Below are 20,410 nucleotides of genomic sequence, written 5' to 3'. Positions count from 1 at the left end.
GTGCAGTTCCATCAGCACGGATACGTTTCAGGGGATCCGCGCATCAAACCGGCGGCCGGAACCGGAGTTGACAGGCCGGCGCAATTGCCAGAATTGATGGATGTGCTGATCGTGGGTTCAGGGCCCGCTGGCATGATCGCCGCAGCTCAGCTTTCGGCATTCCCGAACATCAACACCCGCATTGTGGAACGCCGCGGCGGACGTCTGGAGATTGGCCAGGCCGACGGCATTCAGGCCCGCAGCGTGGAGACCTTCCAGGCCTTTGGCTTTGCCGAGCGCATCATTGCAGAGGCGTACCGGATCACGGCCACCGTTTTTTGGAAACCGGACCCAGCGGACCGCAGCAAGATTGTGCGGGCTGCGCGGGCTCCCGATGACACCACGGGCATCAGCGAATTTCCGCACCTGATCGTGAACCAGGCCCGCGTCTTGGACTACTTTGCCGAGGTCATGGCGTATTCACCGGCACGGATCAAGCCCGATTACGGGTGGGAGTTCCGCAGCTTGGAGATTGCCGCCGAGGGCGAATATCCGGTGGCTGTGACGTTGGTGGGCACCCAGGGCGAGTTGGCCGGCGTCGAACGGGTTGTCCACGCCAAGTATGTGGTGGGCGCGGATGGGGCGCACAGCGCGGTCCGTGAATCGATCGGCGCCCGGCACACGAGTGTCCATGCAAACCACGCGTGGGGTGTCATGGACGTTTTGGCCGTCACGGATTTTCCTGACATCCGCTCCAAGTGCGCCATCCAGTCCGAGGACGGCGGGAACATCCTGCTGATTCCGCGCGAGGGTGGCTCCTTGTTCCGCATGTATGTTGACCTTGGCGAGGTGGTGGCAGGCGGCGACCGCAGCGTCCGGGACACCACGATCGAGCAGGTCATTGCGAAGGCGAACAGGATCCTGCACCCGTACACCCTGGATGTGCGCAGCGTTGCCTGGAACAGTGTCTACGAGGTGGGGCACCGCTTGACGGACAGGTTCGACGACGTTCCACTGGATCAGCTCGATGACCGCCTGCCGCGGGTCTTCATCACAGGCGATGCTTGCCACACGCACAGTGCCAAGGCGGGGCAGGGCATGAACGTCTCCATGCAGGACGGCTTCAATCTGGCGTGGAAGATCGCGCATGTTTTGGAGGGACGCAGCCCGGCCAGCCTGCTTGCCACGTATTCGGCGGAGCGGAAGGTCATTGCCAAGAACCTCATTGACTTTGATCTTCAGTGGTCTTCGTTGATGGCCAAGCGGCCCGAGGACGGAGGGGATTCCACCGAGCTTGAGGACTTCTATGTGCGGACCTTCGAGTTTCCGGCCGGATTCATGACCCAGTACCAGCCGTCCATGATCGTGGCCGAAGCTACGCATCAGGAGCTGGCCACCGGATTCCCTGTGGGCAAGCGGTTCAAGTCGGCTCCCGTGGTTCGCGTGGCCGATGTGAACCCCGTGCAACTAGGCCACCATCACCGGGCGGACGGACGTTGGCGGCTCTACGCCTTTGCCGATTCGCCCGCTGTGGGGGAGCCGTCGGCGCTGTTGGAGTGGGCCCGCTGGCTGTCCACATCGGATGATTCGCCGTTGCTGAAGTACACGCCGGCGGACGGCGACATTGACGCCGTCTTTGATGTGTTGCTCATTGCCCAACAGGATTTTGAGGGTGTGGATCTGCGCCGTGTGCCGGTCACGTTCATGCCGCGCACCGGACCGTTCGGGCTGATCGACTACGAGCTGGTCTATGCTGCGGATCCCGACCATGACATTTTCCAAGCCCGGGGGATCAGCCGGGACGGCGCCGTGGTGGTGGTCCGCCCTGACCAGTATGTGGCCAACGTCCTGCCGCTTCAGGCGACCACGGAGCTGGCGGATTTCTTCGCCCGGACCATGCAGCCGCTGCGGTAGTTCCCGGTTTACTCAACGCCGCATCACTTGACCTCGGGTTTTCGAGAACCCCGCATCACATTTACGGCAGTTGCGTGGCGCCCGGGCCAACCGCATTGATCGGCAGGTCGTCGCTGAGCATGTCGAAGACGTCCGCACGGAAAGCCGGCGGCACTTCAATGAATTCGCCCACGGTGACCAAGCCTTCGTCAGCCCATTGGGCAATGTTTTGGGCAGCGGCAAGAATGTCCGGATGCACTGTGTCAGGATCCACCAGAGCCTGGATTAGGGGCTCAGCTTCCGGAGGGTATTCCGAGGAGCACTGGACCAACCAATCGGTCATTTCCAGCTGCCAGTATTCGACGTCCAGCTCTTCTGTGCCGGCCAGGGTGACCGTGAAGATGAAGAGGCCAATGAGTTCCCTCATCGTCTCAATGACGTCCTCCTCATCGCCGGAAGAATCTACGGCTGGCTTTGTAACGTAGGCCAGCGAATCCTTGATGGTGATCAGGCCGGCAACATCCAGCATGTCCCAGTAGAGGGAAAGCCGGGCGGCGCGGTACTCCTCCGGCGTGGTGAAGGCGGTGGCGGCGCTCATGAGGCCCAAACCACTGTGGCTTAGAGCAGCCGCGCCGCCCTCATGGTCCACCAGTGTGTTGTGCTCGGTGACGTCCTTGCCGTCCGCGATCCAATCCAGCAGCGCCATCGCGTTCTTCCACAGCGGAGTGTTCAACACCGTGTCGAGGGTTTCCTGCTGCGTGAGTTCCGGGATGTAGACATCGGCGAATTCGTAATTGTCCACGTCCACCACGCCATCTTCATAACCGCCGGCCTCATTGGCACCGTCGGTCCGGGTCAGCTCCGCCTGAACTGCGGGAAGATCTTCTGCCGTGCCCGTCCAGAGTTTGGCATGAGCCAAATAGTTCACATAATCCCTGACACCGCCACGCAAGGAAAGCACACCGAGAGGATTGGCGTGAGCGGTGACTTCCATGACCTCCTGGACCGCGGCAGGAACAAGCGCTGTGGGATCGGTCTGCGGCTCAATGATGCGGTACATGTCAAAGAAATCGTCCAGGATCATCAGACTCATGTCGATCGACTTGTCCGGCCGGCTCTGCGATTCCAGCCACGCCACAAATCCCGGCGACAACGATTCCATGGCCCGCTCCAACCGCATATCCGCAGTGGGCGCCGCTGTCTTTCCGCGGGCGGCTGCGTCGGCGGCGGCTTTGGCCGGGTTGCCGAAACGGGACTTCTTGTTCTTCTGGGCCACAGGGTTCCTTGCGGTCAGCGGGGTAGGACCCCTTAACCGTAGCGGCACTTGCCCAAAGTACGACGGCGGGCGGCTCGCCCCGCACAGAAAGGCGGGTTTCGCCGTCGTACTTCAGGCGCGGCTTGGCTGAGGAATCGCTGAAGTGGTCTTGCTAGTTGGTGAATTCGGTCAGGACGATCTTGCCAGTGCCGTGGCCAGACATGCTTGCCTCGAAGGCCTGTGCCACTTCCTGCAACGGGAATGTTTGGGCAACATCGACGCTGAGTGTGCCGTCTTCGACCAGGGCGCTCAGCCGTTCAAGTTCCCCGGTTCCAGGGCGGACCCAGATGTACTGCCCGCCGTGAGAAAACACGGTCCAATCGGCGATGGAGGCATGCCGGCCATCAGTTTTGAGCAACGCGAGGGTGTCCTGAACAACGTCACCGGCGAAGTCGGCAACGGCGTCGACGCCTTCGGGTGCAATCGCGCGGACGCGTTCCACCAGGCCCGGGCCGTATGCCACGGGCTCGGCACCCAATTCGCGCAGGCGAGCGTGATTCTTAGCGGATCCCGTGGCGATGACCTGTACACCGCCGTTGACGGCAATTTGAATGGCTGAGCGGCCCACGCTTCCGGAACCGTTGTGGATCAGCAGTGTTTCACCTGTCATAACGGCCAGGGCATCGAGTGTGCGTTGGGCGGTCATGCCCGTAAGCGGGAGTGCGGCTGCTTGTTCCCAGCTCAGCGATGCGGGTTTATGGGCCACGATGGCGGCCGGGAGAGCCACGAGTTCGGCGAAGGTGCCGCCCTGGATGGTGTCGCGGCGGCCGTAGGAGTAGACCGCGTCTCCCACCGCGAAATCGGGGGTGTCAAAGCCCACAGCCTCCACCACACCCGCAACATCCCATCCTGGAACAACCGGGAAGTTCACATCCATGAGCCCGTCCAGTCCACCAGACATGATCTTCCAATCAACGGGATTGACGCCGGCAGCCTTAACCCGAATCAGCACGGCGCCGGGGGCGACCTTGGGTATTGGCCGCTGCGTTTGTTCCAGGACCTCGGTGCCACCGTATTGTGCGTACGTCATGGCCTTCATAGTTGAACTCATGGTGTTGGTTCCTTTCCTTACTGCTTAGGAGCCGTTGTGGGCGTCCATGGTGTGCAACGGCGCGGACTCGCCGAAGATTCCTCGTCTGTCTGCGAGCCGTCTACTGGGACTCTGGCGCCACTTTTGGGGCGGCACCGGATTCGTCCTTGACGGTGCACGGACACGAAGCTTAGAAGTCGCGGTCGAGGGTGCCCGATTCGGTGATGGGGGCGAGGGAGCACGGCACTGCGGATGTGCTGGAGACGGACGAGGTTGGCGTCCACACCATGGCCGGTGACGTAGTGGACGTGCGGAGGCTGCCAGCCCCACTGGCGGGTGCTGCCAGGGTCACTGTCACCACGGTTCTGGGCAGGCCGCCGACGGTCACTGTTGTGGCCGTCATCGTGGCGTTGAAGGAGACGGTCTTCTTGTTCTTCGCGAAGTTCCCCTTCGTATTGACCGAGCCAAGGTTTACTGAGCTGCCTGGGCGCTGGACATCCACAGTGTCCCCGTTGTTGCCGGTACCCAGCCCCGAGACGTTGCCATCACGCAGCCGCACCGTCACGGGCAGGGCGGCGCCGGCCCATCCCGGACTGACGGATGCCAAATTGACCTGCTGGCTGTAGGTGAAGGTCAGGGTGTCGCCGGCATCAAACTTGCCGAGAGCTCCGGTGCCGTTAGCGGCCTGAACATCAGCAGCACGGAGCGGGCTATTGTCCACGCGCCGTCCTGTTACCACGGTGGAGATTGTTTCCTTGCCAGCACCGTCGGTTAGGACTGCGCGGAAATCGTACAGCCCGTCGGCCACGGTCCGCGTGTCCCAAGCGCACACATACGGTGTCGCGGCCAGGGTGCAACGCGTGGTCCAGGTGTTGGTACTGGCCGGTGATGACTGGATCCGCACATTGGTCACGCCCGCGGTCGAGTTCGCCGCCGCCGTGAGTGTTGCGTTACCCGAGAGGTACGCGCCTGGATCCTCCATGGACACCGAGGACACGGTGTTGTCCACCAACTTGTTGGTGACCTGCGCCGACGTTGTGCTGTTACCGGCCTCGTCTGTTGCGATGGCCCTGAAATTGTAGGAGGCGGTGGCAAGCGCAGTGGTGTCGAACCGGCATGAGTATGGCGCTTCCGTCACAGTGCAAAGCGTGGCCCAGGTACTTGTGCCCGTGCGGAGATACTGAATCTGAACGTTATTGACTCCCGAGTCCGCGTCCGCGGCCACGGCGGTGAAAGTGCTGACGCCGCGCAACGGCGAGCCGGGATCGCTCATTGTCACTGTGGGCGCCAGGTTGTCTACCTGCACATCGGCAACGGTATCCGAATACGTGGAGGTGGAACCCGAGACGGCAACGGCGCGAAGGTCATAGAAGTCATTGGCGAAGAGGCTCGTGGCCCAGGTGCATTGATAGGGGGACAACAGGTTTAGGCACAGTGTGTTCCACTTGTTGGCGCCCGCCACGGAATATTCCACACGGACGGTGTAGATGGCATTGCCCGGACTGTTTAGGGTAACGCCGAGATTCACGTTGCCGCGGACAGTATCTCCGGGACTGTTGAAGAGCACCGCGAAAGCGTTGGTCACCGTGGTTTGGATGGTGGCTGATGTGGTGGAGAGACCCGAGTTGTCCGTGGCAATGGCCCGGAGGCTGTAGACCCCGTCCGGCACGGTCTGGGTGTTCCACGTGCACGAATAGGGTTCGACCACCCGGGTGCACAGTGTGGTCCATGTGCCGCCGGATGGCAGGTATTGGATGGTGACGTTGCGGACGCCTGCCTCGGCGTCGCTGGCAACAGCTGTCAGTGCAACGCTTGCCCGGATCGTCGTGCCGGGGTTGGCCAGGGTGACCGAAGGAGGCGTCCAGTCAGCCGCCGTGGCGAAGGTGCTGCCCGTGTTGGCGGTGGTTGCTGTGAACGCAGCCGAGGAGAACGTTGTGGAGGAGGCGACCACCAGGACCGTCAGGGCGGCAACAAGGCCGACGGCGGTGCTTGCCTTCAGGTGTCGGGCACGGGCACGCGGGGGTGGCGGGGCTGTGGGGCCTTCGGCTGCTCCGGAACCCGCCAATTCAGAAATCTCGGAACCTTCTGAATCTGGTTCCTCGGCGCCACCATCTGGTGAGTCGTCTGGAGTGTCACCCGCAGAGTCCGGCGATTCGCCTGTCTCCTCACCATCGTTGGGCGGCCGCAAACCGAAAACGGCCAGGACCACGGCGAGCAGGGTCAGGACGCTCCACCAGGCAAGGGCGGGAAAGTTTCCTAGCCCCAGCCAAAGGCCGGGTAGCCCCACAAGCGGAACAAGGAGCCGGGCCTGGCCGGTGATCTGTTCCCGTTTGAGGGGGCTGCTGTCTGGCTCGGCGTTGGCGTCGCCGGCCGTGACGAAAGTGCCGTCTGAGTTTTCGGCAACGATCCGGTGCAGACGGGTCTTCTCGACACCGCTGGGTTCGGCTTCGGCGGGGCTGGTGAATTCCACGACCCCGCCCACCGGGACCTTATGTGAGGAATCGAAGCTTGCTGCGAGCACCACATCGCCGGGGCTGATAAGCGGCTCCATGGATCCGCTCTGGACCACCGTGCCGTGCCAGCCTAGAAGGGCAGGCAGCACGGCGACAAGGGCCAGACACAAAAGCACGCCCAGATAAAGCCGCGAAAGAAGGGATGCCAGAAAGAGCACCCAACCGTCAGCTGACAATAGCGGGCCCAGCCGGGAGGAATTCCGGGCGGACCCGGGTTCCTCCCGGTTCACAGATTAACGCTGCCGTTGCCTCCCGGCTACGGCGTTGTCGGGGAAGCGTTGGACTGGAGTTCCCAGACCAGATCGAGGCCTACGCGGGCGCCCTGCAGGGCGTTGATCTCTTCCTGGCTCATGCCCGTGGTGTCGAAGCGCCAGGTACCGCGGTAGCTTCGGGTTTCGCCAGGGGTACCCGCCGTCGCCCAGGGGGATCCGCCGGTGGCGAAGTTCTGCGTAGTGGTGGACAGCGCGGCGATTGTCATCTCTGGGACGTTATTGGAGGTGGGGGTGAATCCGGTGCAATCGTTGAAGGATCCGCCTGTGCCCTGTTCCAGATCGAAGAAGATGCGGTTTTCCAGGCCCTTGGCCGAGATGAGATTCTGTGTGTAGGGCTTGACTACGCCGGGGACGTTGGACTGTGACGTCACCACGATGCACTTTTGGCCGGTTTGGCCCGGGACGATGTTTTCCACCGTGAACGCGGCAGCACCCAGGTCATCGTCGGAGAGGGTCACATTGCCGGTGGACCAGGAGCTGCCGGAGTTGCGGGTGGAGGCGGTAAAGGCGGCCTGTGAGCCTTGCCAGACCATGCCGCCAGCGATCATGACGGCCACCGGTGCGGCGGCGAACATGGCGATTTTGCGTGTTAGCGAAGAGGGGGTTTTCATGACTGAGACCTTGTCTTTGAACCGATGGAGTTAGTATCCTTGCTCGGTTGTGTCACAGACCCTCCCAGGAATCCGCAAGCCCCCAAGCGCCGACAATCCCAGCGGAAGGGATTGTCCAGCTGTTATTGACACTAACGGCCATGCCTAGCGGGGCCTAGTACTTCACCGATTTCTAGCCATTCGGACAGCTTTGCAGTGTCACATCAGGGGGCAATGGCGACTCATCCGCGCGTGGGCTGAGACTGCTCCGCCTGCACCACGCGTTCCGTCCAGCGGCGTTGGGCGGCTGTGTCAAGGACGGCTTCCACCCACCGGCCCATCCCGGCGTAAGCCTGCACCCGTGTCTGGGCCGGTGAGAGGAATACGTCGTGGAAGGCTCCCGGAATCTTGTGCAGGGTTATGTGGGTGCCCAAGTCCAAGGCGCGCTTGGCCACCGCGTCCACATTGAGCACAACGTCGGCGGCCAACGCTGTGGAGGACCATTTGGGCTGCAGGTAGCTCTTGTCCGAAAGCATGACGAGCACCGGCACCTGCACCCCCAAGCCGCGGGCCACCTGCGCCTGTCCCTGGAACACCGCGTTAAGGAACGAAGGCGTCACGGGGAAGCCTCGGTCGGGGCGCCACTGCGATTCGTACTCCCACTCGCCGTCGTACTTCTTGGACACGGCCCGCGTGTAAAAGCCGGGATCGAGGGGCGGCAGCGGCGCCAACGGCTTGAACCGCGTCCGCGCCTGGATGAGCGGGGCAACCATGGCCCGGCCCACCTCGCTGGCCTGAAACTCCAGCCAGGGGCTGTTAAGAACCACGGCGGCTGCCGCACCCGGGTGACGCGCGGCCCACAGGCTTAGGGTGAGCCCGCCGGTGGAATGGCCCAGCAAAATCAAGGGCCGTTCGTGTGGGCGCTCCGGGTGGCTCTCTGGACGTTCCCGTCCCGCCAATGCGTCAAAAGCGGCGCTGAGGCGGTGCCGAGCCTCCTCCAAAAACGCTATTTCAAAGGAACGCGGATCCGTGGCCTCTTCCGGTTCCGAAAACGGCATGATCTGCTCGGGGACCTTGCTGCGTCCCATGGCAACGAGTGCGGCCGCGATGTCGGCGTCGTACTCGGTGAGGGAGGAAACCTGGCCCGGGATCTGGCCCGGGCGCAGGCTGCGACCGTAATTGTGCAAATCCAGCGCATAGAAGTTGGCGCCGGCGCGGTGCCAAAACTCCGCGAGTTCGTGCTGGAAGAAGTAGTCCGACCAGCCGTGGACGTACAGGACATCCGCCCCGCTCAAGGACGACGGCGCCCATTGCGGCACGTTGCCAACGTAGCGGACAAGCGTTGCGGGGGACCCGGAGGACAGCTCAAGGGTGAGCTTTTCAAAATCGGGCCCTAGGACGTCCTGCTCCCAAGTGGTCATGCCTCGATGCTAGCGGTTAAGACCAATATCCGAGTGCGAATTCGGCAATGACCACCGAAAGCATGAACGATGCGGTGATGGCCACCAGGCCCACAGGGATGATTTTCCAGCCAATGTTCTTCAGCAGCGGCACGTCCTTACCCAGCGAGAGGCCCGCCAAGGTCAGCATGACTGTGGCGATGGAGAGGAAGTCGACGGCCGAGACCAGCGTGGTCAGCCAATGCGCGGCGAAGAACCACGGGCTGGAAATGTAGGCGCCGATGGTGGTGATCCAGATGATCGCGGAGATCTTGCGGGACACCTTCCCAAGGAACAGGCCAAGAAGCACCAGCGCCATGAGCACGGCGTAGCCGCCAAAGACGTTCCAGTGCAATCCCTTGGCGGCCACTGACGCCGTGGCCAAGCCCAGAATGCTCAACACACTCAGCGAGAGCCACAGTGGCAGCTTGACCTCGGCCGAGGACTGGGCCACCTTTTCGCGGAAGTCGCGGTTGACGTCGTCGTCCGCGGGTGCGGTTGCAGAAACGGGGGTGGCGGCAACGGCGGCAGCCTCGGCGCGGCCCTTTCGGGTGAGCAGCTTGTAGAACTTGTCGGCAAGGGGGAGCGAAACATAGATGCCGACATAGACACCAAGGATGGTGGTGATCAGGTTGGAGACGGCTGCCATGCCAAGGATGGCCTGCTCATCGCCCGGGTAGGCCTCGATGATGCTGGCTGCGGAGGCGGCCATCATGGAACCGGAGCCCACGCCCGAACCCATGGCCAGAGCCAGCGGGTTGAAGATGCCCCAATTGGCCACCAGGGAGGTCAGAAGGGTGATGAAAACGGCGCCAAAGAGCGTGCCGAAAACGTACATGGCAAGGACGCCGCGGTACTGGTCGGAATCGGCTCCGTACTTTTCCGAGACCATGGCGAATGATGGCTCGCGGTCAAGGGAAAACGTGGCGCCGACAGTTGCCTTGCCCATGCGCAGCAGTACTGCGAGCGGCAGTGCAAGGAAGACGGTACCCAGCAGGTGGCCGACCTCCTGCAGCAACAGGGCGGGGCCGGCCTTGACCAGTACGGGAAGGCTGGGGCCAATATTGAAGGCCAGGCGCGCCACCAGCAGCATGACGGCAACGCCCACCAGCGCCGAGGCCACCTTCTGCAGGTCAAGGCCCAGCGGCTTGAATTTTTGAATGGAGATCAGCAGGCCCACGATCAGGCCCCACACCATGGGGAAGATGACAATCGAGCCAATGCCAACGTTGATCTTGGTGGATCCGATGAACTGCACGGCCACGGCGATGACAATCGCCAGTGCGGCTATGGGCAGGGTGTGCTTGAGGCCCGCTTTGGCAGGGGCGATTCGAGTGCTCATGGTGTGTGTACCTCAGTCTTGTCGGGTGTAGGCAGCTGCGATGAAGCGCTGGCGTTGTTGCGGGTTGCTGGCGGCGTCGGCCGTGGTCCAGGCCAAGGCTGTGGCGGCCTCAAACATGACCGTGTAGGCCTCCGGGGTATCGGCGAGTGCCGCAAATGCGTGCGAGTGGATGGGGACGTCCGCGCCTGGGATGCTGAGCCACGGGTGCAGGCTCGGGATGACCTGGGAGACATTGCCCATGTCGGTGGAGCCGCCGCCCAGCCCGGCGGCGGGGGAGGTGTCCTTGCCAAAGAAGTCCATGGCTGCGGTCCAGTGTGCGGCCAGGTCATCGTCCTGACTTAGCGGTTCATACAGGGGCTCGGTGGATTCAATGGTGAGCTCCGTGCCGGTGGCCAGGGCTGCGCCTTCGAAGCAGCGGCGGACACGGATGAGCAGGGACTCGTATTCCGGCAAGGTGAAGGCGCGGCATTCGAATTCAACCACGGCAAGTTCGGGGATGATGTTGGTGACGTGCCCGGCCTCCGCCACGTACATGGCAATGCGATGGTCGCCCGGAATCTGCTGGCGCAGCAGGCCCACGGCCACCTGGCTCAGCACGGCGGCGTCCGCCGCGTTGACGCCCAGGTGCGGTGCGGCGGCCGCGTGAGCTGCCTTGCCCGTGAAGGTGGCCCGATACCGACCCACGGCCTGGGCGCTGGTTCCGGCAGGGTTGTAGGTGATGCCGTCCTGAACCGGGTGGACCATCAAAGCCAGCCCCACGCCGTCGAACGCGCCAGCCTCCAGCATGATCGCCTTGCCGCCGCCGTGTTCTTCGGCGGGCGTGCCGATGGCCTTGAGCGTGATGCCTAGCGCGTCGGCGTGCGGCGCCAGGGCCAGCGCGGCGGCAACCGAGGCTCCGGCGATCAAGTTATGTCCGCAGGCATGGCCAATCTTCGGGAGGGCGTCGTACTCAATGCACAGGGCAACGGTGAGTTCGCCGCTGCCCACGGTGGCGGTGAACGCCGTCGGCAGTCCAGAGGTGCCTGTCTCGACCTCGAAGCCGCCCTCGCGCAGCAGCTCAACAATGGCGGCGGAGGCGCGGACCTCCTCGAAGGAGAGTTCCGGGTTGGCATGAATGTCGCGGGCCAGGGCGTGGACCTTTTCACGCCACAGTTCGACGCCGGACGCGAGTTCCGTATGAAGGGCGGCTGCCGCTGGGGTGGTATTGGTGGGGCTCATGGTGGGATTCCTTGAAAAGAGTGCGGTGAAAAATGTTGGTGCTAATCGAGGTGGATGTCGAGGTCTTTCCAGAGTTGTTGCGAGCGGCGGATGGTTTCGCGGCTGCGCTCCGGGTGGGCGGCCTGCATGCCGGCCAGCAGGCCGTAGACGACGCTGGTGGTGGCGGTGACGGATTGGAAGAAGGCGATCCCTTCGGACGGGACAACCAAGAGGTGTTCGGCGATGGTGGCCAGGCGGCCGCGGCGCATGTCGCTGATGGCGATGATGGTGGCGCCGGCCTGGTGTGCGGCCTCTGCTGCGGCGATCATCTGGCCGATTGAGCGCCAAATGTTGATGACCACCAGAACATCGCCGGGGCCCAGCGTGTTGGTGCTCGTGACGAGGTGAACGCCACCCCTGCTTTCCAAGGTGATGGGGTAGCCCATGGTGGCGCCAAGGTGCGCCATGACGCCGGCCGGGGCGGCATAGGATCCGTGGCCCAGGACCAGGATGGACTTCGCCGCGGCCAAGGTGGCGATGGCCGCTTCCACTTCCTCGGGTGCGTTGGCTTCAAGGGTGAGACGCAGGTTTTCCATGTCACGTGTCAGTGCTGCGCGCAGCGGGCTGCTGTGCTCCCCGTGCTGTACCAGCGTGTCTTCCGTGGAGATCTTCACGAGGTAGCGTGAGCGCAATTCACGCTGCAGGTCCGGCCATCCCTGAAATCCCAGGGATTGTGCCGCCCGCACCACTGATGAGTTGTTGACCTCGGCGAGGGCCGCGATCTCAGCGATTTCCGCGTATGAGGCGAGCTGTGGGTTGCGAATGATCACCTCGGCCACACGGTCCTGGGCCTTCGGCAGGTTCTGGCCGGCCATGATGTCATCGAGCCAATCGATGCCGGGGCCGGAGGGGTCCATGCGAGACGGGGTACCAGCTGCGGTTGCCTTGGCAGGGGGTGTTAGTTGGGTCACTCTGCAATTATGATTGCAGGAATGTTGAAAAAGCAATCGAAATTGCAAGAATCTCAAATATCAAGGTTCCGGGGGAGCGCTGTGCATATGCTGAGGGTGGGCATGGTCAGAAAATATTTTCCGAGACAAGTCGGTCATGGCATGGGTATTTGGAGCCGGGCGGCTGAAATTATCATGTTTGAGAACTAGGGTGTTGACCCTGACACAGTGTGAGGGGCGTAAACCTGAAGATGTCATGTTTTACATAGGAGATTTCGCCAGAGTCGGACGGGTGTCGGTGCGCATGTTGCACCACTATGACGCCATCGGGCTGTTGTCCCCTGACCACGTCGATTCCACCGGCTACAGGCTCTACGAAGCCACGGCACTTGCGCGGCATGTTGCGGCTGCGCCGCGAGGAGCTGGAGGATCAGCTTGCCGCTGACGCCGCCAGGCTGGCATCAGTGGAGGCGAGGCTCCGCGTCATTGAAAGTGAGGGCGTCATGCCTGAATATGAAGTCATCATCAAGTCCCTGCCGGCGCTCCGGCTCGCGGAACTTTCCGCCGAGGCGGCAAGCTTCGAACCGGAGTCCATCAGCCCCGTCATTCAGCCGCTGTACAAGCAGTTGTACACGGCGCTGGCGGCTGCCGGAATGTCACCCGCGGGTCCCGGGGTTGCCTACTACGAAGCGCTCGACGGCGGTCGCGTCCGCGTGCACGCCGGCTGCCCCATCCCCGATTCCGTTCGGGGCGGGGAGTTCGACGTCGTCACGCTGCCTGCGGTGAAGCAGGCCGCAACGCTGATCCACCGCGGGACAATGGACAATGTCATGCCGTCTGTGCAGGCTCTGGCCCGTTGGATCGCCTCAAACGGGTTCACCTCCCTGGGGCTGAACCGGGAGCTGTATCTTGACTACGGCATGAGCGAGGACCCGGAGCAGTGGGTCACCGAATTGCAGGAACCTGTGGCCTCCCTTAGGTGACGGCAGAGGCGGCCTGCCCGCGCTCGGGCAGGCTGCACGGGCCCGGGTTAGGGCTGTGGCTCGAGCATCCGCCGCTTGTTTTCGGCGAAGGCCTTGGCGGTGTGCTCATCGAAGGCAGTGCAGTTGCCGCCTATCAAGGCTTCCGCGGCGGCCTCGATGCGCGGAGTTTCGGCTGGCTGGCCGGCCTGAATCTGGCCGGAGGGGCCCACTACGATGTACCCCCACTCGTAGAGTGCGTCGCAGCCCAGTGCGCAGGTGAGCATGGCGTTGGATTCGTAGTCCATGCGCTCGTCGTCGGTGCATTCGGGACGCGGCTTAATGTGACCGGCAATCAGCAACCGGGCGGGGTACAGTTCCCCGCAAAGTGCGCACGGTGCAGTCAAGCGTCCCCGCAGCAAGTTCTTGCGCAGATAGGCCTGTTCCAGACGAATGGTTGTTAAGGTTTTTTCATCAGGTTCATCGGCTCCCCACACGCTGCCGGGCAAGCCGCGAAGGCTCGTGGCCGAGGATTGCGGAGCTGTCACGCCGGCCTCTGCCAGCAGTTCCTGTCCCTCTTCGGCAGAGAGAGCTGAAATGTAGCGCTGCATGGGTTTTCCGGCGGCGTTGAACGGCCCGGGGCCACCCTCTGCCGTGATGTCCGCTGCTCGTTGGCGGTGCAGCTGCAGGTTTTGGGCCAGAGGATGGGTACGCACCAACCAGCCATTGTCTGGTTCCCCTAGCTGCTTTTCAAAGCCTTCGGGACGCGGGGCGTCTTGCCACTTTTCAGCGACCACGCTGACGGCTCGCACGTAGGGGCCAAAGTAGTTGAACACCACATCGCCCTTGCGGAGCTCCTTGATGATTTTACGTTCCGCCTCGGCCTCACCCTCAGGATCCGGACAACTCCAGAGGATTCCATCGTCGATTGCTGACTCGTAATTGCGTCCGTGGCTGACCCACCAGTACTTCATGTGTGTAACTCCTCGCGTCCTTGCTGTGGCATTCGGCGTTCCAATTCAGCGTAACCCTTATGGCACCCCTGTGGGCAGAAAGTGCAGCTCATGGCAGAATTGAGGGTGACCTGGGTGCAGACGGGTCCAGTGATAATACAGCCGACCAGCAATCTCCTCCGGGGGCCGCCGGTATGAGCAAACCACTTAAACAAAAGAAATTTGAGACTTCATCATGTCCTCGCTGCAAAGCAATGCTTCGGCAACCCCTCTTAAAGACAGTGCCGCCCCCACCTTTGCCGCCGTCGGAAGCCCTTACTTTGGGATCCTGCTGGCGTGCATGGCGGTGATCGTCATTCTCTCCAACATTGGCGCCTCCAAGGGCGTGCAGTTTGGCCCCATCATCACCGACGGCGGCTTCTTCCTGTTCCCCTTCGCCTACATCCTGGGCGACGTGATCAGCGAAATCTACGGCTTCAAGGTCAACCGCAAGGCCATCCTCACCACGTTTGCGCTGTCCATCTTCGCGTCACTTTGCTACTGGGTCATCATCGTGTTGCCCGGCTTCACCGACGACTACGGCGTGGCGAAGCAGCAGGCCCTGCAGGATGCCCTGGGCCCCGTGCCGCAGATTGTTCTGGCCAGCCTTTTGGCGTTCTTGGCCGGCCAGACAGTCAACTCCCTGATCATGGTGCGGCTGAAGGCGCGGCACGGCGAGCGCAAGCTGTGGGTGCGGCTCATGGGTTCCAGCGGTGCCGGCGAATTCCTTGACACCCTCATTTTCTGCGCCGTGGCCGCGCCAGTGATCGGGATCGTGGGCTTTGGCATGTTCGCCAACTACGTGGTGGTCGGCTTCCTCTACAAGGTGGGTGTGCAGTACGCGCTGATCCCCGTCACCTCGGTCGCGATCGGCTGGTTCAAGCGCAACGAACCTTCTTACAAGGCGTAGCAGTTTCGCCGAGACAGACGGACCCCTGTTGAGTTGGACGCTGCACAACGTCCAGCTCAACAGGGGTCTGTCGGCTTCGGCGCGAAGGGACTACCGCTTCGGGTAGTAGCGGCGCAGGGCTTCGGCCTTGAACGCGAAGAACGTGCCGTCCTCGATGGCCAGGCGGGCGTCGTCGACCATCTTGACCACAAAGCGTTCGTTGTGGATGGAGATCAAGGTGGCCGACACCATCTCCTTGGCCTTGTACAGGTGGTGGATGTACGCGCGGGTGTAGTTTTCGCAGGTGTAGCAATCGCACTCGTCGGACAAGGGCGTGAAATCACGCTTGTACTTGGCGCCGGAGAGGTTGAAGCGGCCGTCCGGGGTGTAAAACGCGGAGGTGCGGGCCACACGGGTGGGGGAGACACAGTCAAAGGTGTCTGCCCCGTTTTCGATGGCCGTGAAGATGTCGTCCGGTTCGGAGATGCCCAGCAGGTGGCGGGGCTTGTTCTCCGGCAATTCCTCGGAGCACCAGCGCACAATGGTGCCCAGATTCTCCTTCTCCAGGGCCCCGCCAATGCCGTATCCGTCAAAGTTCATTTCGCCCAGATCGTGCGAGGCCTTGCGCCGCAGATCCTCATACTGGGCGCCCTGGATCACGCCAAAGAGCGCCTGGTACGGCTTGCCCACGCGGTCCTCGGTGAGGCGGAAGTGCTCGTCAATGCAGCGCAGGGCCCACAGCCGGGTCCGCTCCAGCGACATCTCCTGGTAGCCGCGCGAGTTCAGCAGAGTGGTCAGCTCATCGAAGGCAAACATGATGTCGGCACCAATTTGATGCTGAACCTGCATCGAAATTTCGGGGCTGAAGCGGTGCATGTCACCGTTGAGGTGGGACTTGAACCAGACGCCGTCGTCGTCAATATGGGCCAGGCGCTCCTTGCCCACGGCCACCGAATCATCGGCTCCGGCATGTGGGGAGGACGCGGCCGCATCCATGTTGATGACCTTCTTGAATCCCGATCCCAGGCTCATGACCTGGAAGCCGCCGCTGTCGGTGAATGTGGGCCCCTGCCAATTCATAAACTTGCCGAGCCCGCCGGCAGCGTCCAAAATATCTGCGCCGGGCTGCAGGTACAGGTGGTAGGCGTTGGAGAGCAACGCCTGCGCGCCGAGTTCTGTCATGGATTCCGGCAACACGGATTTCACGGTGGCCTTGGTGCCCACGGCGATGAATGCCGGGGTCTTAATGGTGCCGTGCGGTGTTGTGATGACGCCAGTTCGGCCCTGGAATTTGCCGCCATTGCGTTCAATGGCATCGGCGTCAGGAGCGCACGTCTCGTTCAGCCGGGTGGTGACCTCAAAGCCGAATTCAGCCTGTGACGCCGGCCCGCCGGGGACGGAGTGCGGTTCGGTGGTGTGCGCTGGCGTGATGAGATCCGTGACGGTTTCTGGGGTGGGCATTGTTCCATTTTGCCAGTCTTTGTGTCCCGTCATGACACCGTGTGAGAAGAACGACGGCGTTGCTTGCCTCACGCAACGGGTCGCCAACAAGGCGTTCCCCCGCTCCGGGACGTAAAGATCCAGAACGAGGGAACACCTTGCTTGCGGTGCGGAGCCCTTAGTGGTGGGCGTCGACCAGCACTTGAGGCGCGCTCGGCGCCTCCTCGGTGGCGTTCTTCTTGCGTGGAATGAGTGCAGCCAGCACAACGGCCACAACCGCTGCGAGGATGGCAATCAGGAATGTGGTGTGGAAACCGGCCAGGGTTGGCACAGTTGCCGGTCCGATCGACATGGTCATGTTGGCCAGGACCACGCCCATCACGGCGGCCGAGGTGGAGGTGCCCACGGCGCGCATGAGTGAGTTCAAGCCGTTGGCGGCACCTGTTTCCTTCAGTGGGACGGCTCCCATAATCAGGGCGGGCATGGCGGCATAAGCCAAGCCGATGCCTGCTCCGATGATCATGCCGGCAGCGATGACCTGCCACACGGCGTCCGTCAGGAAGAACGCAAGGACGTAACCGGTGCCAATCACAACCGCGCCGGCGATCAAGGTCACCTTGGGGCCTCGGCGGGCTGACAAGCGTGCCGAGACGGGTGAGAGTGCCATCATGACCAGACCACCCGGGGCCATGGCCAAGCCGGCTTGAACCATGGACAGGCCGAGTCCGTATCCGGTGGCGGTAGGAGCCATGAGCAGCTGCGGGAAGGCCAGACTCATGGCGTACATGGCGAAGCCGACGGCGATCGAGGCGAAGTTTGTGAAGAGCACCTGGGGGCGGGCAGAGACGCGCAGGTCAACCAAGGGAGCGGAGACGCGCAGCTCAAAGATGCCCCACAGAACCAAGATGACCACGGCGGCTGCAAACAGGCCCAGCGTCAGAGGGCTTCCCCAGCCCCAGTCTGCACCCTTGGTGATCGGCAGCAGCAAGGCCACGAGTCCAGCGGCCAGACCTGCTGCACCCACGCCGTCGAACCTCGCCGGCGTGCGCAAGGCGGACTCCGGAAGCACAACGAGAACCAACAGCAAGGCCAGAACGGCCAAACCGGCGGCGGCCCAGAACAAGACATGCCAATCGGCGTTCTGTGCAATCAGGGCCGAGATCGGCAGACCGATGGCGCCGCCAACACCCATCGTGGCGCTGATGGTGGCGACGGCCGAGCCAACTTTTTCACGAGGCAGTTCATCGCGCAGAATGCTGATTCCCAACGGGATCACACCCATGGCCAACCCCTGCAGGATTCGGCCAGCCAGCATCATGCCCAGGGAGCTGGTGAGGGCGCAGATGATGGAACCGGCCACGAGTAGCACCAGTGAGATGACCAGTACGCGCCGCTTGCCGAAGATGTCGCCCAGGCGGCCGGCAATGGGCGTGACAATCGCTCCGGCCAGCAGGGTTGCGGTGATGATCCACGACGTGTTTGTGGCGGAGGTGTGCAGGAGCGCCGGCAGCTGGGGGATGAGCGGCACCACGATGGTCTGCATGAGTGAGGCGACAATGCCCACGAACGCCAAGACTGCGACGGCGGCGCGTGGGGAAGGGGATTTCTTGCTGGGTGTTGAACTGATTTGGCTCACTGGGCTCCTGGATAAGGGAATTCGGCACGCAAAGCGCTTATGCATCATACAACTCATTTGTGCAGTGCAAGCAACTTGCATGAAGCAACCGCTTGCTAAACTTGAACGGAAGCCAGCCCATACCCAGGGAGACACATGACGGACGCCAATGATTCGGTACAGCAGATGCAATACGAACTCATGCTTCTATCCCGGTATCAGCTCCGCCCCCACCCGCGGGATACGCCCATGATCGAGCGCTCGGCCTATTTGTTGTTGAGCAGGCTTGAGCTGGTGGATCCGATGACGCTCAAGGAACTCTCGCACGCCTTGCGCCTTGACACTTCCACGGTGCATCGCCAGCTGGGGGCACTATTGCGTTTGGGGTATGTGGAATACGTGCCGGGAGCGGCAGGCGAAGTGGCCCGCCGCGTAGCTCCCACAACACAAGGGCTCGCGGCCTTGGTCCAGACAAGGGCAACTTACGAGGCAGGGCTCCGCGGAGTAGTGGGCACGTGGCCCGAGAAAAAGCGGCAGCAGCTCATGGTGCTCTTGCGGGAGTTCAACCAGGATGTGGAAACAATGGAGGATGCGCCTTGGCCGCGGTTAGGCGACGCTGCGCTTTCGGGCACTGCGCAGGGCTGACACTTGAGAGGCTTGCCGGGTCAGCCCTCGGGGAAGTGGTCTTCCATGAAGGAGTCCCATTGTGAACCGATGGCTTCAAAGGCCGCAGTTCCCAGCCCGTAGCTGCTGACGATGATTTGGGCGCCGGGATGCTCACGGACTCCCTCCAGCTGTGCTTGGCGGGCCATCACCAGCAGTCCGTCACCGTGCTCGGCGTAGTCCGCCACCGTCAGGCCCAGCTGAGTTTCGGTGCGATACCAAACCTTGCCCTTCAGGGTTGCCCCTGTGTTGAGTGTGAGTTCATACGGTTCGCCGGGATCGGGCAGCCACCCGGTGTCAATGCCCAGGGCATCCCAGAGGTTGGTGTGCGCAGAGCTGGTGCCGTCAACATAGATGGTTCGGCGCGGGGTCCTGGGATGGTGCTCCACTGCGAATTTCAGCTGCTGCAGGAACATGGTCCAGCCCTCGGTGATGTCATCGTCATACTTGGCCCATTCACCCGTGGCCTCGCCGCGGGTGAGGGTCAATAGGGTGCCATCTGGCCGCGGCTCCAGCGTGAACACGTCGCCCATTTCCAGATCCAGGCGCAGGTGATCGGGATGCTCGGTCACGTTGGAGTAATAGATTTGCTGGATTTCATCATCCAGACCTTCCATTTCCCACCCGTGCCATTGCGCGAGTCGGCCCGGTTCACGGAGCATGAGCCACAACTGTTCGGCATCTGCGTTAACAAGGACAGAGAGCTGGGTGGTCGCCATGGAACGTAATCTACGCCGGATAGTTCACGGGGCTAGGGTTACACGCCCAAGAGCCGAATGAGGCTTCTAGCGCCCCAACCCTGCGTAGGAGATCGCCTGACGCACCAACGAGCCGCGGCCGCCCACGAACTCTTCCTGCACGCCGGGGCTCAGGACTTCTTCCGGTGTCATCCAGGTCAGTTCAAGCGCGTCTTGGCGGGGTTCGCATTCACCCGTCACCGGGATCACGTAGACCATGGCCACGGCATGCTGGCGCTCGTCGGTGAAGCCCGTCTGAGAGGGGGAAGGCAGATATTCGGCCACGGTGAACGGGACAGGGCTTACTGGAAGCTGCGGGAACGCGAGCGGCCCCAGATCCTTTTCAATGTGGCGGATCAGGGCGGCGCGAATGGTTTCACGGTACAGAACACGCCCGGAGACCAGGGTGCGCACCATGGAACCTTCGTCGTCGGCCTGCAGCAGCAATCCAACCTCGTTGACGTAGCCGAGGGGATCAAGACGCACCGGAACGGCTTCCACATAGACCATGGGAAGCCGGTTTCGGGCTTCGTACAGGTCTTCATCGGACAGCCAGCCGGGATAAGGATCAGGTGTGCGAACGCTCATACCTAAG

The 20,410-nt window shown here is 62.5% G+C and carries 18 protein-coding genes; 5 read left to right on the top strand and 13 right to left on the bottom strand.

Annotated features, from left to right (window positions below):
* A complete protein-coding gene (locus tag BLV41_RS13640) occupies positions 1–1,893 on the top strand; it encodes an FAD-binding monooxygenase (protein ID WP_074712114.1) in 1,893 nt (630 codons plus the stop codon).
* 61 nt (positions 1,894–1,954) lie between these two features.
* Here the strand turns inward: BLV41_RS13640 and BLV41_RS13635 are convergent, their stop codons facing one another.
* The 8 genes from BLV41_RS13635 to BLV41_RS13595 form a co-directional block, all read right to left on the bottom strand.
* On the bottom strand, positions 1,955–3,148 hold the full coding sequence (locus BLV41_RS13635; RefSeq protein ID WP_074712113.1) for a hypothetical protein: 1,194 nt from the start codon (positions 3,146–3,148) through the stop codon (positions 1,955–1,957).
* 151 nt (positions 3,149–3,299) lie between these two features.
* Positions 3,300–4,238 (bottom strand): NADP-dependent oxidoreductase, encoded by a 939-nt coding sequence (locus BLV41_RS13630; protein ID WP_074712111.1) that lies wholly within the window; start codon positions 4,236–4,238, stop codon positions 3,300–3,302.
* A gap of 169 nt (positions 4,239–4,407) precedes the next feature.
* Positions 4,408–6,960, bottom strand: coding sequence for a signal peptidase I (locus BLV41_RS13625; RefSeq protein WP_083360777.1), 2,553 nt, complete (start codon positions 6,958–6,960; stop codon positions 4,408–4,410).
* 26 nt (positions 6,961–6,986) lie between these two features.
* Positions 6,987–7,613 (bottom strand): hypothetical protein, encoded by a 627-nt coding sequence (locus BLV41_RS13615; RefSeq protein WP_139244330.1) that lies wholly within the window; start codon positions 7,611–7,613, stop codon positions 6,987–6,989.
* A gap of 221 nt (positions 7,614–7,834) precedes the next feature.
* On the bottom strand, positions 7,835–9,013 hold the full coding sequence (locus BLV41_RS13610) for an alpha/beta hydrolase (protein WP_083360776.1): 1,179 nt from the start codon (positions 9,011–9,013) through the stop codon (positions 7,835–7,837).
* Positions 9,014–9,029: 16 nt separating this feature from the next.
* A complete protein-coding gene (locus tag BLV41_RS13605) occupies positions 9,030–10,373 on the bottom strand; it encodes a DUF3100 domain-containing protein (RefSeq protein WP_074712107.1) in 1,344 nt (447 codons plus the stop codon).
* A gap of 12 nt (positions 10,374–10,385) precedes the next feature.
* A complete protein-coding gene (locus tag BLV41_RS13600; RefSeq protein WP_074712106.1) occupies positions 10,386–11,591 on the bottom strand; it encodes an amidohydrolase in 1,206 nt (401 codons plus the stop codon).
* A 41-nt stretch (positions 11,592–11,632) separates the two neighbouring features.
* Complete coding sequence (locus BLV41_RS13595; RefSeq protein WP_074712104.1) at positions 11,633–12,487, bottom strand: MurR/RpiR family transcriptional regulator; 855 nt, start codon at positions 12,485–12,487, stop codon at positions 11,633–11,635.
* Positions 12,488–12,677: 190 nt separating this feature from the next.
* Here BLV41_RS13595 and BLV41_RS22950 point away from each other — a divergent pair, with 190 nt between their 5' ends.
* Both BLV41_RS22950 and BLV41_RS13590 read left to right on the top strand, forming a co-directional pair.
* The gene (locus tag BLV41_RS22950) at positions 12,678–12,965 is read left to right on the top strand and encodes a MerR family DNA-binding transcriptional regulator (RefSeq protein WP_342028201.1); all 288 of its coding nucleotides are present in this window, start codon (positions 12,678–12,680) and stop codon (positions 12,963–12,965) included.
* On the top strand, positions 12,919–13,503 hold the full coding sequence (locus BLV41_RS13590) for a GyrI-like domain-containing protein (protein ID WP_244517023.1): 585 nt from the start codon (positions 12,919–12,921) through the stop codon (positions 13,501–13,503). The genes BLV41_RS22950 and BLV41_RS13590 overlap by 47 nt, the downstream gene beginning before the upstream one ends.
* 47 nt (positions 13,504–13,550) lie before the next feature.
* Here BLV41_RS13590 and BLV41_RS13585 read toward each other — a convergent pair whose 3' ends face one another.
* Entirely contained in the window at positions 13,551–14,453 is a 903-nt protein-coding gene (locus tag BLV41_RS13585) for a hypothetical protein (RefSeq protein WP_074712103.1), read from the bottom strand.
* A gap of 214 nt (positions 14,454–14,667) precedes the next feature.
* Between BLV41_RS13585 and BLV41_RS13580 the strand changes: the two genes are divergently transcribed.
* Positions 14,668–15,381: a queuosine precursor transporter gene (locus BLV41_RS13580; protein WP_074712102.1), complete on the top strand. Its 714-nt coding sequence runs from the start codon at positions 14,668–14,670 to the stop codon at positions 15,379–15,381.
* 90 nt (positions 15,382–15,471) lie between these two features.
* Here the strand turns inward: BLV41_RS13580 and tgt are convergent, their stop codons facing one another.
* Both tgt and BLV41_RS13570 read right to left on the bottom strand, forming a co-directional pair.
* Complete coding sequence (gene tgt, locus BLV41_RS13575; RefSeq protein WP_074712100.1) at positions 15,472–16,821, bottom strand: tRNA guanosine(34) transglycosylase Tgt; 1,350 nt, start codon at positions 16,819–16,821, stop codon at positions 15,472–15,474.
* 157 nt (positions 16,822–16,978) lie between these two features.
* Complete coding sequence (locus BLV41_RS13570) at positions 16,979–18,436, bottom strand: MFS transporter (protein ID WP_244516904.1); 1,458 nt, start codon at positions 18,434–18,436, stop codon at positions 16,979–16,981.
* Between the two features lie 135 nt (positions 18,437–18,571).
* On the opposite strand from BLV41_RS13570, the gene BLV41_RS13565 reads away from it, so the two are divergent.
* A complete protein-coding gene (locus BLV41_RS13565) occupies positions 18,572–19,060 on the top strand; it encodes a MarR family winged helix-turn-helix transcriptional regulator (RefSeq protein ID WP_074712098.1) in 489 nt (162 codons plus the stop codon).
* A 20-nt stretch (positions 19,061–19,080) separates the two neighbouring features.
* On the opposite strand, the gene BLV41_RS13560 is transcribed toward BLV41_RS13565, so the two are convergent.
* Complete coding sequence (locus BLV41_RS13560; RefSeq protein WP_074712096.1) at positions 19,081–19,797, bottom strand: SRPBCC family protein; 717 nt, start codon at positions 19,795–19,797, stop codon at positions 19,081–19,083.
* A gap of 66 nt (positions 19,798–19,863) precedes the next feature.
* Complete coding sequence (locus BLV41_RS13555) at positions 19,864–20,403, bottom strand: NUDIX hydrolase family protein (protein WP_044572888.1); 540 nt, start codon at positions 20,401–20,403, stop codon at positions 19,864–19,866.
* Positions 20,404–20,410: the final 7 nt, after the last annotated feature.

Origin of the sequence: Arthrobacter alpinus (assembly GCF_900105965.1) — a bacterium.
Classification (GTDB): Bacteria; Actinomycetota; Actinomycetes; order Actinomycetales; family Micrococcaceae; genus Specibacter; species Specibacter alpinus.
The sequence above is the reverse complement of the archived record's forward strand: the minus strand, read 5'-3'. Positions and strand labels throughout refer to the sequence as shown.